Here is a 15,782-nt window from a genome sequence, read left to right as displayed (position 1 = left end):
GTGGTTAATTGATATCAGGGGAAAAGTATGAATAGGCTGATTTTATAGATAAATATGGGAAATTCATGGTATGAATGTAAAAAGAAAGGGCGCTTATCATAAGCGCCCTTTCTTTTTTATTTCAGCAGATCGATGATCTTATTAAAGATTTCCGTATTCTCATACACCCCTCTGAACAATAATGAATTAGGGCCGTAGGCAAATACTGGTACCATCACCGCAGTATGGTCGTTGGTACTGAAATGGCCGTCTGCCTGACCTTTGGCAATGTCACCATCTAACAGGGACAGTCCCCCGGTTTCGTGATCGGCCGTAACGATTACTAAGGTATGGCCATCTGCATCTGCAAATTTCATGGCTTCGCCGATTGCTTTGTCAAAATCCATCATTTCTGTAATGACGTAAGGAACTTTGTTGGCATGACCACCATAGTCTATTTGTGCCCCTTCGGCCATGATAAAGAAGCCTTTTTTGTTGGTGTTTAAAGTCCGGATGGTTTTGGTGAGTGATTTGGAAAGAAAATCACCGCGTCCATTTTGCATGGAGAGTTCTGCCTGGGTGGTGAGGTTGATATATTTTGATGATTGAATGGTGTCGAGGTCTGCTAATGAAGTCGTGAAAGCGTAGCCTTTTGCTTTTAATAATCCAGCCAGGTCCATTTTGTCAGCACGGGCATTGAAGTGACGGGGAGCGCCACCAATCAGTACAGACACAGGACTGTTGAGGAAGTCTTTTGCAATAGTGTCTTCGTAACTTCTGTCCTGTGCATGGCCATAGAAAGCAGCGGGAGTGGCATCGGTGATATCGCCGGCACTGATAATGCCTGATACATAACCTTTAGGGGCGATAATGTCAGGGATAGCAGGGATGGCCACACCGGTGGCGTCTACACCTACGTAACGGTTATTGGTTTTTTTGCCGGATGCCATAGCGGTACCACCTGCGGCAGAGTCGGTAATGTAGCTATCGGCAGAGTAGGTTTTTGAGAAGCCGATGTTCAGCATTTCAAGGAGGTTCAGTTGGCCACGGTTGCCGGTGAAACCGGAGTAGATCTGCGTGAGGCCCATACCATCGCCGATGAGGAGAATGACTTTGTTGATGGTTATGAGACTATCGTTGTTGACATATTTTGCTTTGTAGACTTCATGAGGGGCCATGGTGCCATTGTATTCAATGTTGTCACGGTTGAAGAGGAAGTCGGCAATGGCTTCAACTTTGTCGGTATTGATATAGTTAACACCCATTTTCATGAATGTTTTCCAGGTATTTGGATTGTCAGGTGTATCCCAGAAGCGTACTTTTTTACCAAGGGTGTGTACGCTGTCGATCCATTGCTGGATACGGTCATGTTCAGGTTTGATGATGATACCTTTTCCATTCCATTGGGTAAAGTGTTTCAGGTCAGTGCTGTATAGGGGAATGCGTTTGGCCGCGTCGGCGGGATAGTGGCCCTCACGCTTGCCGTCGAATAAGATATAGGCGGGGTAGGTATGCCAGAGTTTGGGATCGGGTTGGTTACCACTGATGACGATCTGGATGGTGGGGGTGTTGGTGATGGTGGGGTATTTGGAAAGGATTTTCAGGAGTGCTGCCATGGTGGCAATACTGTCGGTTTTGAAGTCGATGAGGAGTTGGAGGGTGTCGTGGGAGTTTGGATAGGCGGTGCCGTTGTTTTTTTTGATGTTATTTTTTAAGGGGATCAGATAAAGGGATTCGAGGGTACGGTCGGGGGTGAGTTCTTTTGATTCATGGGCGACCCATAGGGAATTGTTTTGGGTGTAGACGTCGGCTTCGATACTACCGAAGTGACGGGTGTAGGCGGAGAGGAAGGGAATGGGTTGTTCGTAGTCGTTGTGGGAGTGGGCGTTGATGGGTGTGTAGGTTTGGGCCTGGGTTTGGAGGGTGGTGATTAAGAGAGATGCAAAGAGTAATTGTTTCATTGATTTATCAGGTTTAAATTCCCGCTCCCATGGGGGAGCGGGATTGAAAAAAAATATTATTATTCCCATCCGGCATTCTGGGTCACAACCCCATTACTGCTTGTAACCTCTGTTCTTGGCACCGGCCATACATTATGTATTGCAGGATTGAAGTTACGTGCAGGCCATACCACCGCACCGGTATAACCGTGCAATGGCTGTGCATAGGTAGTTTGTGCATCACCCCATCTAACCAGGTCAAAGTGACGGTTTGCCCATTCACCAGCCAGTTCTGAACGACGTTGTTTTTTCAACTCAGTCATATCTGCATTTGTAACACTCGCCAGACCAGCACGGTTACGGATCTTATTGATTTCAACATCTGCATTCTTACCCTGCATCAGTTCTGCTTCTGCCTTGATCAACAACACTTCTGCATAACGGATCAGCGGCAGGTTCAGGTCAGTAGTCGGGTGGTCGCCATTAGGGCTCACGTGTGCCTTATTCGCATAAGAGAATGGCTCCATGTACTTGCGGAACTGGTAGCCAGACAAGCTGTTGGTAGAAGCATAAGTCTTAGCAGTACCGAAGTAAGTAAAGCTGTCTCCTGGTTTCAGGATAGTTGCTTCCCTGCGCAGGTCACCACTTTCGTAGGAGTCATACAGTTCTTTGGTAGGCATGTAATAGCCCCAACCGTTGTATTCACCCCAACCTTTGTTTTCCAGCATCACACCTGGCAGAATGCTACCCCAGCCACTTGGTGACTGAGAGTTAGAATATACAGACCAAATATATTCACTGGTCCAGTTATTAGCAATAGTAAATACATCAGCGAAATTTGGCAGCAATGCATGCTTGCCACTGTTGATCACAGAATCAGCATATTTTTCTGCATTTGCATAGTCCTTTTTGTAGAGGTACATTTTGCTCAGGAAGGCCCATGCTGCTGTTTTGTGTGGACGGCCATACAGGTCAGTCGTGTAGGTATCGAAGTAGGGGAGGTGATTAGCCGCCTGTTGCAGTTCGCTGGCTACATAATCATATACTACATTTACATTAGCGGCACGAGGGATAGGAGCATCGCCTAGAGTGCTGTCGCGGTTTACGATGGGTACACCTGCACGGGCATCGCCATAGGTGTAAGCCAGTTCGAAGTACATGAGACCACTGAAGAAGTAGGCTTCACCGAGGATACGGTTTTTCAGGGCTTCGTCCATATTGATGGAAGGAACGTGTTTGATCACATCATTTGCACGTTTGATCACGATATAACGCATCTTCCACTGTGATTCGGTGTAGGAGCCACCGATAAAGCTGCTGTTGAAGTTCTTGATATTATCCCCTTCCGCTTTTACACGACCGGTTACCATATCATCGCTGGCGTTGATAAACCACCAGTAGCCACGGCCATAAAAGTTTTCATCGTCAAACTCAGCGTACATGGCATTGGCACCAGAGACAGCATCATCGCTGGTTTGCCAGAAGTTACCACTGGTAGGCGTACCGGCCGGGGTGATGTCCAGCTTCTTGTTACAGGCAGCGAGCAGGACGATGGATAATGATAAAGATATAAGACGTTTCATTATTGTAGTATTAATTACCTTGATTAGATGTTTACGTTTAAGCTTCCGCCCTGATTAGAAGTTTACGTTTAAGCCCAGTAAGAAGCTCCTTGATTGTGGATAACGGGCTACATCGATACCGTAGTTGTCCATACCTACCTCAGGATCGTAACCTTTGTATTTGGTGAAAGTGAGCAGGTTGTTTGCAGTAGCGTAAACGCGCACAGCACCGATCTTAGCTGCATTGGTAAGATGCATAGGCAGTGTATAACCCAATGTAACGTTCTTGATACGCAGGTAAGAACCATTTTCAATATACCAGTCAGATGTGTTACCGTAGTTGCCATTCAGGTCGGTAGAGATGATACGTGTTACATCAGTGTTGGTATGTGTAGGTGTCCATGCATCCAGGATACCTCTCAGCATGTTGTAGTTAGTACCGATGCTTGGGTTCATGTTTGTATACTTCAGTGCATTGAAGATTTTGTTGCCATGTACACCCTGTGCAAAGATGTTCAGGTCAAAACCTTTGTAAGCCATGTTCACGCTGAAACCATAAGTGAAGCCAGGGTAGAAGCTACCTACGATCTGACGGTCGTTGTTATCAATTTTACCATCACCGTTTTTGTCTACGAATTTACGGTCACCCGGTTTTGCATTTGGCTGGATCTTAGTGGTGCCATCAGGACCAACATAGCTATCAATTTCCTGCTGTGACTGGAAGATACCGGCAGTCTTGATAACGTTGAAGGAGTACTGTGGATTTCCTACACGGGTTACCAGCGGAGTAAGGGAGCTACGAATGTTAGTAGAAGCTACGCTTACTATTTCGTTCAGACCTGTTTGCAGAGACAACAGTTTGTTGTTTACTTTAGTCAGGGTACCACCTACACCGAAGGTGATGTCTTTACCGATTTTACCATTATAGTTCAGGCCCAGTTCAATACCATTGTCACGAGCCTTACCCATGTTCTTGTACATACCTGTGCTCACACCTGCGGTACTTGGTGGATTCACCTGCAGGATCATATTGTCTGTGTTCTTGATGAAATAGTCAGCAGTTACAGACAGTGCGTTTTTGAAGAATGCGAGATCCGCACCGAAGTTGAGTTGCTTAGATTCAGCCCATTTCAGGTTTGGATTGGAGAGTGCGTTTTCTGCAAGACCAGTAGAGAGGGTACCTTCAGCACCTGTGTATACAGATACGGAAGTCAGGTTTACATTGATAGCGTTTGTTGGCAGGCTACCCAGGTTACCCAGTACACCGTAGCTGGCGCGGAGTTTGGCAATGCTCAGCCAGTCGATGTTCTTCAGAAAATCTTCGTTGGTCAGTACCCAACCACCAGATACAGAGTAGTAGTTCTGATAGCGGTTTTGTGCTGCTACGCGGGAGCTACCATCACGACGACCCAGGATGGTGAAGAGGTACTTGCTGTTGTAGTCATAGTTTACACGAGCCAGGAAAGACTCTATTGCATCCTGTTCAATACCGCTGGATGGCTTGGTCCATGCACCGGCGTTGTCAAAATAGCGATATACATCACGCTCATCGCTGAAGGAGTTCGCAGTAGCGACCAGGTATTTGTAAGTATGATGTTGATAAGTGTAACCTGCTACAGCATTGACGTTGTGCAGACCGAAACGGTGTGCATAGTTCAATGTTTGTTCAGAGAGGATATCAGAATAGTCTTCTACTCTTTCAACCAGTGAGTTGTTGCTGTTGATCTTACCGATTTCCAGTGCACGGGTAGTGAAAGTTTTCCGATCGCTGAAAGACTTGGTCACGCTGAAGTTAGAGCGGAAGGTCAGGTCTTTGGTCAGCGTTAATTCAGCATAAGGGTTGATGTTGATACGGTTGACAGGTGTTCTGTCGTCCAGGCGCATCAGGGTAGCAACCGGGTTGGCGAGGTCACCATAAGAACCTGCATAAGCAGCTGGCAGACCACTAAAAGCACCGGTGGCAGTATAAGGTGTCACATTGCGTGGGTAACCCAGCGCTGTGAAGATGATACCTGTGTAAGGGCTGGTAGTGTTAGCACCGTTACCGTTGGTATAAGTATAGTTCATGTTTTCGCCGATCTTCAGCCATGGTTTGATCTGGGCATCGGTGTTGAGACGGAAGGTATAGCGCTCGCTGTTGGTGTTCAGGAGGATACCATCGTTCTTGCGGTAGCCAAAGCCCATGTAGTAATGGTTTTTGTCAGTACCACCGTTTACGCCTACATTATAATCCTGGATTTTGCCGGTACGGAAAATGGCATCCTGCCAGTCGGTACGGGTGACTTGTCCATCAGGATAGATAGCTGCGTTGAATGCATCGGCACGGGCGATACCAGCTGCATCATAAGCCGTGTTTTCAACGTCTGCAAATTCTTTAGCTGTGAGCACGTCGAGTTTTTTAGCGGCCCATTGCCAGCCGGTTTTAGCATCTACATTTACAGTAGCGGTACCTGATTTACCTTTTTTGGTAGTGATGAGGATCACACCACCGGAAGCGCGTGCACCATAGATGGCAGCAGATGCATCTTTCAGTACGTTGATAGATTCGATATCGTTCGGGTTGATAGGACCACCGGTGTAAATAGATCCATCTACAACATAGAGGGCTTCTTCACCGTTGATACCGCCTAAGCCACGAACATATACAGTAGGTGCTGCGGTTGGATCACCACCGTTGTTAGATACGATTACACCGGCAGCTTTACCTTGCAGGGCTTCGGTTACATCGTTCAGTGAGCGGGAGCTGAGTTTATCTAATTGAACATCAGCAACGGCGCCGGATACGGTAGCTTTACGCTGGGTACCGTAACCTACAACTACGAGCTGGTTCAGGTTCAGGCTGTTTTCCTGTAATACGATGGAGAAGGCACGTTGGGTGCCGATGGTGATTTCTGCTGACTTGTAACCAATCATAGTGATGGTAAGGACGGTTGCATTGTCAGGTACGGTGAGTTTGAAATGACCGTTGGCATCGGTATGGGTGCCGGTGGTAGTACCTTTTACAAAAACGGTGGCGCCGATGAGGGGTCCGTTTTTGTCGGATACGGAACCGGTGATGGTGATGTCGTTAACAGCTTGCTGGAGGCTGGTGTGGGCCAGGGAGGCAGTGCTGTCGTAGATCAAGATGGTGTTGTAGCGTTCTTCGAATTTTAAGGAAGATTGGCTGAGAAGGTCCTGGAGAATATCGACTACAGCGGTTTTGCGGTAGGTATTGGCGTGAACCTGGACTTTTCTGAGGGCATCTTCATCGTAGGCAAGACTGATCTGGGCGGCAGATTCCAGTTGTTTGAGGGCAGCGGAGAGGCTACCTTGTTGAACCTGGAAGCGTTGTAGCATTTTGTGCAGTTCCTGCCGGCCGGATGGTTTTGCCATGGCGGAGGTAACCAGCAGTAGCAGGGCCATTGTGGCTGCGAATGCGTGTTTGACGCGGGTAGAGAAAAGTACTTTGTCTGTGTGCATATATAGTGTTTGTTAAGGCAATAGTTTGTGTGTGATTGATAGGTTTGTTTAATTTTTTACGGCAATAGTTTTTTGATGCTGATTTTTTTCAGGCAATATTTTTCCCTGCTGGTGTTTATCACCAGTTCGGGAAGTGAGATATTAATGGCTTATTGCTACAGCGTCTTGCTACTCAATGCTCAGTTGATCACGCTGCAGTTTGAAATGAATTTTCGGTTTATATGAAATTTTCTCCACGACTTCCAATAGTGCCGGTAAAGGCATTTTGTCAGTAATGTGGAGGTTATAGCTTCCTTTCCTGGTATCCAGTTTTGTAGTGGCAGCGATGCCATAGTGCTCCCTGATAGCCAGTACCAGGTCGTACAAAGAAGCGTTGCGCAGGATGATTTCTCCTTTTGTCCATGCTAAGAGATCAGTGGCAGAGATGACGTCCTGTTTTACGATGCCTTTGTTACAAGTGAGGCGTTGATCGGGTACCAGGATGGTTTTGCTGGTGCCGCTTTGTACGCTTACTTTACCAGTGGCGACAGCGATGCGGGATACCTTGTTATTATATTCTGCAATAAACGAGGTGCCGAGTACGGTGGTGCGCACACCGCTGACATCAGATACGATGAATGGTAGTGCAGGATTGGTCCTGACATCGAAGAAGGCTTTTCCTTCTTTTAAAATTACTTTCCTTAAGCTATTGTATTGTAAGGTGCTGTAGGCACCGAGATATACGACAGAGCTATCGGGGAGATAGATTTTTTGGATGCGGTGGCTGGTATTGGTGATGGTTTGCCATTTGGCTGCCAGTTGTGATTTTTGTTGGCGAGGCCAGAGGAGGTAAGTACCAAGTATTAATGGCAGGATGGCAGCGGCCGCTTTGAACCAGTAGTGATTTTTTTTGCCGGATAAGACAGGAATTTCTTTCATCATAGAGCGCCTGATAGCATCCAGGTCGGCAGCCGGGGCTACGTCGGAGGCATTGGCTTCCAGGGCGTCGAGCCAGTCAAAGAGAAGTTGTTCTTCTTCTTTGGAGCAGTGGCCCTGCTGGTATTTTTTTAAGAGTGATGAAAGGTCTTTTTTGTCCATTTGATATAAAGACACGGGAGAAGGGGGGAGTAACTATTGATGAGGTAGATTTTTTTTTATTTTATACTTTGATATGGAAGTGTTTTATGCATAGGGACAGATATTATTATTCTACGATAAAAATATGCTTTATGCGCTGAAGGGCAGTGTTGAGCTGGTTACGGATGGTTTGAGGGCTGGAACCTAGTCGCAGGGCGATTTCAGCGACAGAGAGGTTTTCGATCCTGTTCATGTAGAAGACTTCTTTCATGCGCTCTGGCAGGCGATTGATGGATTGCATGAGTTGTTGTTCGGTTTCTTTGAGGTGGAGTTGTTCATGAGCGGGGGTGGCGTGATAGTTTTCGGCTACCTGTTGGAAGGTGTCGACATGTTTTTGGTAGAGGTTTTCATCGCGCATGGCGTTGAGGAGGCGATGTTTGAGGGCGGTACGGAGGTAGGGGAGGATGGCGGTGACAGGGGGGAGGGAGGTGTGTTTTTCCCAGAGATGGATGAATACACTTTGGACAGCGTCCTGCGCGGTGGCGGGATCGCGGGTGATCCTGCAGGCGTAGGTGAAGAGGTTTTGCCAGTGCAGCTCGAAGAGCTGACGGAAAGCGTCTTCGTTGCCTGATCGGATAAGATCCCAGTGTGTATGTTGACAATCTTTGGGCATAAGGTGAATCAATGATGCAAAGGTATTGGTTGTTCCTTATGAGGGGTAATTATCAAATTGTTAACCGATGAGATGGCCTGCGGCAGCAAGGAAGTGGGCTTATTTCAGGCTGGCGCCTGATGGGCGGATTTGATGGTTGTGAGGGAGAGGTGTTATGCAGATTTGCGGCAGAATGAGAAAGGGCCAGCTTTTTACAGGAATGAGAGGCATTCAGGATTATGTCCAAATGAGAAGAGTTCAGTTTTATGCCCAAATGAGAAGAGTTCAGTTTTATGCCCAAATGAGAAGAATTAAGTTTTTTGCCGGAATGAGAAGAGTCCAGCTTTTTACAGGAATGAGAAGAATTTAGCTTTTTGCGGGAATGAGCAAAATGCTGGTTTATGCCAGATTGAGAAATGTTCAGGCTTATACTGGATGGAGAGATGAACGTTTTCATGACAACAGGAATTACGACTATGAATATAAAAAAAAATCCCAGGCTTTTTACTGCCTGGGAAATAATAAGGTGCGTAAAGGGGTTTCATTACATAGCTGCCAACTGTACTTTCTGTTGCAGTTCGATCACGCTATCACGGAAAGTATTATCAGTATCCATCAGGTCTTTTACTGTCTGGCAGGAGTGAATCACCGTAGTGTGGTCACGTCCGCCGAAGTGTTCGCCGATAGTTTTTAAAGAGTTCTTTGTAAAAGACTTTGCAAGGTACATTGTGATTTGTCTGGCCTGTACAATTTCACGTTTACGTGTTTTTTGCAGGAGTTTATCATAAGGTACATCAAAGTATTCGCATACCATTTTTTGAATGCTTTCGATTGTGATTTCTTTAGAAGAAGTTTTAACGAAAGATTTCAGGACGCGCTTAGCGAGTTCAAGATCGATCTCTTTCCTGTTGAGAGAAGATTGTGCGAGCAGGGAGATGAGTGCACCTTCCAGTTCGCGTACATTGCTTTGAATATTATATGCAACATACTTTACAACTTCTTTCGGCATTTCAAGACCATCATTCTTCATCTTCATTTCGAGGATCTCCATACGCGTCTCGAAGTCCGGCATTTGCATGTCGGCACTTAGTCCCCAGCGGAAGCGGCTCAGCAATCTTTCCTGCAAGCCATCCAGGTCTTTGGGCGACTTATCGGATGTTAATATGAGTTGCTTACCGGATTGATGCAGGTGGTTGAAGATAGCGAAGAACGCATCCTGTGTTTTTTCTGCACGGGCAAAGAACTGTATGTCATCTACGATCAGCACATCGATGAGCTGGTAGAAGTGAATGAAGTCATTGATGATACTGTTCTTAGAGTGATCAATGAACTGGTTAATAAATTTCTCAGCGCTTACATACAGCACTGCTTTGTTGGGATGAAGGCGTTTTACTTCATTACCGATCGCTTGTGCAAGGTGTGTTTTACCTAAACCAACAGAACCATATATAACTAATGGATTGAAGGAGGTTCCACCTGGTTTTTCAGATACTGTTTTACCAGCTCTGCGTGCCACGCGATTGCAATCACCTTCTATGTAAGCGTCGAAGGTGTAATGTGGATTCAGCTGCGAGTCTATCTGTACGCGTTTGATACCCGGGATAACGAATGGGTTCTTCACCGGATTTTGTATCGTAAGCGGAAAATCAACTTCGCTGTCTTTCTTGGTCTTAGTGAATTGCCCAGGCATATTCACGGTTTTAGGATGTTGGTGGGGTGTTCCATTCTCAACTACTATGCGATATTCCAGCCTCGCTTCTTTTCCCAGTTCACGCTTGATTGTTTTGCCTAATAATCCAACGTAATGTTCCTCAAGATATTCATAAAAGAACTGACTAGGTACTTGAATCGTTAAAACATTGTTTTCAAGCTGGATCGGTTTAATAGGTTCAAACCAGGTTTTAAATGGCTGCCATTCCACAATATCCCTAATTATATTAAGACACCTTTCCCAAACTTGTTCGCAAGTTTTATTCATTGAGCTATTGTAAATTAATGTTGTTTGAATTAAGGATTGTTTCTCGAATTCAAAATTTTCCAACGTGGGGAGTTGAAAAATTTTCAGACAGGGCAACGAATATCTGTACAAAATGTTGAAAAAAAAAATTTTTCTACCCTTGTTTTATATCGCCCAACACCAGTATCGCCACCTTGTTTTTGTTGTGTTTTTTTCTGTTGTCACGCACGGTTTCCCGACGTAAAAAACCGATTAAAACTAATACCACACTTCTTTGATATCCAGATTATTCCAGTTGACATTAACATGTTTGTCATAGATATGTGTTAGCGAGTGATAAAATAACATTGTACAGGTAAATTATGTCGGGTGTATGCCATCTTTTATGGCGGGTCCGATGTTAATAATTCCGTACGGGCGTGCAAAACTATGTTAGTAATTGTAATTAAAAAAATGTGCCTAAGCTTATCAAATACCATGCAAATTCCTTAATATCCGCGCAAACGAGGGAGAATGTCCCGGACTGATGAAATCTTACCTGTAAATAGCTAGTGGCCAGCCCATATAGGTAAACTGTTCCACCCTAAATTTTATTGCGCTGGATTGAAGCTAAAAGACTTATCTTTGACCTCTTGAAAAAAGTTTAAATTTAATTATATGAGTTTTGAAATAACCGGAAAGCTGATCGTGAAATATAATACGATGCAACGTAGCGAAACCTTTAAGACACGGGAGTTCGTTATTGAAAAGTCCGACGATATCAACGGCCGCGTTATAAACAACTACATCAAGTTCCAGGCGGTACAGGACAGGACAGCTATCGTAGACCGCTTCAATGAAGGCGAAACTGTAAAGGTTTACTTCAATATCAGAGGTACACGTTGGGAAAAAGACGGTCGTGTCAATTATATCACCAACCTGGATGCATGGCGCATGGAATCAGTAGTAGCGGGCGCTCCAGGCCAGGATACTATGCCTAACTACAACACTTCCCAGGAAATATCTTCCCCAGGTGGTGCTGCAGCAGCTGATGACCTGCCATTCTAATCAGACAATAACAACTCATTAACAAAAAATAGTGGAACGGGTACCTGTGCGAGCAGGTACCCGTTACTTTTGAAAAGAAAAATATCCCGGATTTCAGGGAGCAAAAAAGTTTTAGGATAATTACCTAACCTAAGTATCATGATTGAACAAGTATCTTTGAAGTTACTGCCGTCTCAGGCGGATAACGACCATGCTATCACCAAAGCGGCCGCTGCCGCACTCAGTGTCTCTCCAACTGCTATCACAGGCTTTCATATACTGAAACGCTCTATTGACGCCCGTTCCAAACAGGTGTACTTCATGCTTACGCTCAAGGTATTTGTGAATGAACCATTTCATGAAAGGGAGAAATTCATACCAATATATGATACTTTAGCACCAGCAGCACCTGTTGCTATTGTGATCGGTGCAGGGCCTGCGGGGCTCTTTGCCGCGCTGCACCTGATTGAAGCAGGCATCAAACCCATCGTACTGGAACGGGGAAAAGATGTCAGGTCAAGAAGGCGTGACCTTGCTGCCCTCAATAAGACAGGCGTGGTAAACCCTGATTCCAACTATTGCTTCGGCGAAGGCGGCGCTGGTACTTACTCTGACGGCAAGCTCTATACACGTTCCAATAAGAGAGGGGATATTAATCGCATACTCAGCATCTTTGTTCATTTTGGTGCAACAGAAAAAATATTATACGAAGCCCATCCACATATAGGTACCAACAAGCTGCCACATATCATTGTAGCCATGCGGGAGCAGATCATCAACAGCGGTGGTGAAGTGCACTTTGATCAGAAGGTGACAGATTTTATTATTAAAGATCATCATATCAGGGGCGTGAAAACTGCTTCAGGGGCTACATTCAATGCTTCGCAGGTGATACTGGCCACAGGTCACTCTGCCCGCGATATCTTCCGCTTATTGCATGATAAACAAATTCTCATCAGTGCAAAGCCATTTGCATTGGGTGTGCGTGTAGAACATCCGCAGGAACTCATAGACAGTGCCCAGTATCATTGCGCAGTGAGGGGAGAGCACTTGCCACCAGCGAGTTATAGCCTGGTAGAGCAGGTAGATGGCCGGGGCGTGTTTTCCTTCTGTATGTGCCCTGGTGGCATTATTGCACCTGCTGCTACTGATCCCGGTGAATTGGTAGTGAATGGCTGGTCTCCTTCTAAAAGAGATAACCCGTTTGCCAACTCAGGGATGGTGGTGACGGTGGATGAAAGTGACTTCGAACTGTTCGCAGACAAAGGTCCGCTGGCAGCGATGTACTTTCAGCAGATGGTAGAGCAGCATGCATTCCAGGCAGGAGGCGGACAGTTTGTGGCGCCTGCGCAACGTATGACGGATTTTGTCCACAATAAAGTGTCTACAACTTTACCCGATTGTTCTTATGTACCGGGTGTGAAAAGTACCAACTTAAAGGAGGTGTTACCACCTGGTGTACATACAAGACTGGCGCAGGCTTTCACTGCATTTGGGAAGAAGATGAAAGGCTACTATACTAACGATGCGATACTGGTAGCGACTGAATCACGTACATCTTCGCCTGTGCGTATACCTAGAAATGATGAAGACCTGATGCACCCGCAGATCAAAGGATTGTATCCATGTGGTGAGGGTGCTGGTTATGCGGGAGGTATTGTCTCTGCTGCTATGGACGGAGAGCGTGTAGCAGCCCGTATTATTGGATTTTATCACGGATAGTGGTATTTTGATCACATATATTTATTTAGTGCTGAGGGGATAACTATCATTGCTGAAAGTTTTTTCCATGAATAAGATCAGAAGAACTGAGTTCGGAATTGCTACGGGCATCTTCCTGCTTATCCTATTTTCCTTGCTATACAAGAGTGTAGCTTACAATGTATTTGACCTGCAACGCGACTATGGCTGGAAATTCGCGCGATATCACCAGGTGTTTGATTACTATAAACATTACCTGTTCCCTTTATTAGCACATATTGCTATTGTATACTTTTCTTTTGTGTTTGTGCATGGGGTGGTAGTGCCCCGGTTTTATGAGAAGCAAAGGTATTTACTGGGTGGATTGCTGTCATTACCGGCATTGATAATCCTGTTTGTGACCATTTTGGTGTCAAATACGTGGTTGTATGGATACCTGTTTGGGGTATACAAAACTGTGCGCGGTGTGCATACACATTGTGCCAAGGCTGCTTTTCTGCTGACTACGTTTTACGTAGTTGTTTACTTAATATATTATGCAGGCAGGTATTTGTTTTTACAATATGCATATGAGCGGATGGTGAACAAACCCTGGTTTCGTCAGTCTTTGATAGATGGGGCTGTGATAGCGGGGATTATTGGGTTTTGGATAATGGTGGCGAGGAGTGATGACCGTGGGGTTGCGATTATGATATTTTGTGCCGGTACCTTTTGTGGGTTTATGTACTTTGTGGCGATGCACAGGTTGTATCCACGTTTTATTGTACATCGTAATAAGAAGATATTATTCCAGGAGGCTATTGGGTTTTGGATGATTTCGCTGGTGTGGATGTTAGTAGCCGGGTTACAGGCCCGTTATAATGGGGGCGGATTGTATGCAGCGGGTATTGTAACTGTAACGCTTGTGACGGCGATTGTGATATTGCCTGCGGCGTGGTGGATTTTTAGTGCGAGGAATGCCAGAGCTTCGACATTACAGGGATTGCGACAGGCATTAACGCATACAGAAGCAGGGTTGGATTTTTTGCGCTGGCAGATTAACCCGCATTTCCTTTTTAATGCACTCAATACTTTATATGGTACTGCCTTGCAGGAGCGTGCAACGGCTACGGGGCAGGGTATTCAGCAGTTGGGAGATATGATGCGGTTTATGCTGCATGATAATACACTGGAAAGTATTCCTTTGGAGAAAGAGATTGCTTACCTGCAGAACTACATTGCTTTGCAACGACTGCGTACGCAGGGTACACCTGATATTATTATCGATGTGAATATAGATGAAGCGTTATGTGAGCATAACATTGCACCTATGTTGCTGATTCCATTTGTAGAAAATGCATTTAAGTATGGGATTAGTCAGCGGAATAAGTCGAGGATTAATCTCTCTTTATCATGTACGGAGGATAAGATCTATTTTGATGTGTATAATAGTATTCATGCGAATAAGAGTATGGAGATTGAGAATGAGAGCATGGGTATAGGGATTAATAATGTACGGCAGCGGTTGAATCTGCTGTACCCGGGAAGGCATGATTTGAATATACGTGAGACGGGGACGGAGTTTTTTGTACATCTGACATTGGTTGTTGATCCTGCTAAAAATGATGAGATATGAAACTGACAGCGATAGCGATAGATGATGAACAGGTAGCGCTGTCTGTGATTCGTACGCATGCACAGCAGGTAGAGTTCCTGGATGTAAGGGGGTATTTTACGGATCCGTTTGCAGCGTTGGCGTATCTTGAAAAGGAGCCGGTGGATTTGATATTTTTGGATATAAAGATGCCGGATATATCGGGGTTGGAATTGATGACAACGCTGCCGGGAGGGCCGTTGGTGATATTTACGACGGCGTATAGTGAGCATGCGGTGCAAAGTTTTGAGTTGGATGCGGTGGATTATTTGTTGAAGCCTTTTTCGGAGGAGCGGTTTTTGAAGGCTTGCAATAAGGCGAGGGGGTTGTTGGAGATGATGGAGAAGAGTGCGAGGGCGGATGCGCCGAATTATGTGATGGTGAAGAGTGGGTATGAGCAGTATAAGATTTTGCTGCGGGATATATTGTATTTGGAGAGTGCGGGGAATTATATTTCGTTTGTGACGAAGGAGAAGAAGATTTTGTCGAGGTTGTCGATGCAGGAGGCGTTGGCGTTGTTGCCACAGGTGTTGTTTACGAGGGTGCATAGGAGTTTTATAGTGGCGAATGAGAAGGTGACGAGGGCGGATAGGAGTAGTTTGTATGTGGGGGAGGTGGTGGTGCCGATTGGGGCGGCGTATGCGGAGGCGGTGGGGAAGGTGTTGAAGTGATGGCCTGCGGCAGCAAGGAAGAGGGTTGTTTTTCTGGCTGACGCCAGTGAGGAGAGACGGAATTGATGGCAATGAATGTTTGGTGATGGGTTGCGGCGGCAGGGAAGGAGGGTTGTTTTTCTGGCTGATTTTTAATACAAGAATAT

Annotated in this window: 10 protein-coding genes; 4 read left to right on the top strand and 6 right to left on the bottom strand. The window is 45.6% G+C overall.

Annotation, left to right across the window (positions count from 1 at the left end; all coding sequences use genetic code 11):
* Positions 1–116: 116 nt before the first annotated feature.
* From ABDW16_RS25165 to dnaA, 6 genes are all read right to left on the bottom strand, one after another.
* On the bottom strand, positions 117–1,940 hold the full coding sequence (locus ABDW16_RS25165) for an alkaline phosphatase (protein ID WP_343673614.1): 1,824 nt from the start codon (positions 1,938–1,940) through the stop codon (positions 117–119).
* 59 nt (positions 1,941–1,999) lie between these two features.
* Positions 2,000–3,502, bottom strand: a complete 1,503-nt coding sequence (locus ABDW16_RS25160) for a RagB/SusD family nutrient uptake outer membrane protein (protein ID WP_343673612.1) — start codon at positions 3,500–3,502, stop codon at positions 2,000–2,002.
* A gap of 54 nt (positions 3,503–3,556) precedes the next feature.
* On the bottom strand, positions 3,557–6,940 hold the full coding sequence (locus tag ABDW16_RS25155) for a TonB-dependent receptor (RefSeq protein ID WP_343673610.1): 3,384 nt from the start codon (positions 6,938–6,940) through the stop codon (positions 3,557–3,559).
* A gap of 168 nt (positions 6,941–7,108) precedes the next feature.
* Complete coding sequence (locus ABDW16_RS25150) at positions 7,109–8,032, bottom strand: FecR domain-containing protein (RefSeq protein WP_343673608.1); 924 nt, start codon at positions 8,030–8,032, stop codon at positions 7,109–7,111.
* 91 nt (positions 8,033–8,123) lie between these two features.
* Complete coding sequence (locus tag ABDW16_RS25145) at positions 8,124–8,669, bottom strand: RNA polymerase sigma-70 factor (RefSeq protein ID WP_343673607.1); 546 nt, start codon at positions 8,667–8,669, stop codon at positions 8,124–8,126.
* A 523-nt stretch (positions 8,670–9,192) separates the two neighbouring features.
* A complete protein-coding gene (gene dnaA / locus ABDW16_RS25140) occupies positions 9,193–10,626 on the bottom strand; it encodes a chromosomal replication initiator protein DnaA (RefSeq protein ID WP_343673606.1) in 1,434 nt (477 codons plus the stop codon).
* A gap of 636 nt (positions 10,627–11,262) precedes the next feature.
* On the opposite strand from dnaA, the gene ABDW16_RS25135 reads away from it, so the two are divergent.
* The 4 genes from ABDW16_RS25135 (at position 11,263) to ABDW16_RS25120 (ending at position 15,636) form a co-directional block, all read left to right on the top strand.
* Positions 11,263–11,652, top strand: a complete 390-nt coding sequence (locus ABDW16_RS25135) for a DUF3127 domain-containing protein (protein WP_343673604.1) — start codon at positions 11,263–11,265, stop codon at positions 11,650–11,652.
* Between the two features lie 138 nt (positions 11,653–11,790).
* A complete protein-coding gene (locus tag ABDW16_RS25130) occupies positions 11,791–13,353 on the top strand; it encodes an FAD-dependent protein (RefSeq protein ID WP_343673603.1) in 1,563 nt (520 codons plus the stop codon).
* 67 nt (positions 13,354–13,420) lie between these two features.
* Complete coding sequence (locus tag ABDW16_RS25125) at positions 13,421–14,947, top strand: histidine kinase (RefSeq protein WP_343673601.1); 1,527 nt, start codon at positions 13,421–13,423, stop codon at positions 14,945–14,947.
* Positions 14,944–15,636: a LytTR family DNA-binding domain-containing protein gene (locus ABDW16_RS25120; RefSeq protein ID WP_343673599.1), complete on the top strand. Its 693-nt coding sequence runs from the start codon at positions 14,944–14,946 to the stop codon at positions 15,634–15,636. Before ABDW16_RS25125 ends, ABDW16_RS25120 begins: the two co-directional genes overlap by 4 nt.
* Positions 15,637–15,782 lie beyond the last annotated feature (146 nt).

Source organism: Chitinophaga sp., assembly GCF_039596135.1.
Lineage (GTDB): Bacteria > Bacteroidota > Bacteroidia > Chitinophagales > Chitinophagaceae > Chitinophaga.
The sequence above is the reverse complement of the archived record's forward strand: the minus strand, read 5'-3'. Positions and strand labels throughout refer to the sequence as shown.

Excerpts from the sequence above, each read along its gene's own strand:
- ABDW16_RS25120 (WP_343673599.1), top strand. The coding sequence starts at position 14,944 with ATGAAACTGACAGCGATAGCGATAGATGATGAACAGGTAGCGCTGTCT.
- ABDW16_RS25165 (WP_343673614.1), bottom strand. The coding sequence starts at position 1,940 with ATGAAACAATTACTCTTTGCATCTCTCTTAATCACCACCCTCCAAACC.
- ABDW16_RS25145 (WP_343673607.1), bottom strand. The coding sequence starts at position 8,669 with ATGCCCAAAGATTGTCAACATACACACTGGGATCTTATCCGATCAGGC.
- dnaA (WP_343673606.1), bottom strand. The coding sequence starts at position 10,626 with ATGAATAAAACTTGCGAACAAGTTTGGGAAAGGTGTCTTAATATAATT.
- ABDW16_RS25160 (WP_343673612.1), bottom strand. The coding sequence starts at position 3,502 with ATGAAACGTCTTATATCTTTATCATTATCCATCGTCCTGCTCGCTGCC.
- ABDW16_RS25155 (WP_343673610.1), bottom strand. The coding sequence starts at position 6,940 with ATGCACACAGACAAAGTACTTTTCTCTACCCGCGTCAAACACGCATTC.
- ABDW16_RS25125 (WP_343673601.1), top strand. The coding sequence starts at position 13,421 with ATGAATAAGATCAGAAGAACTGAGTTCGGAATTGCTACGGGCATCTTC.
- ABDW16_RS25130 (WP_343673603.1), top strand. The coding sequence starts at position 11,791 with ATGATTGAACAAGTATCTTTGAAGTTACTGCCGTCTCAGGCGGATAAC.
- ABDW16_RS25135 (WP_343673604.1), top strand. The coding sequence starts at position 11,263 with ATGAGTTTTGAAATAACCGGAAAGCTGATCGTGAAATATAATACGATG.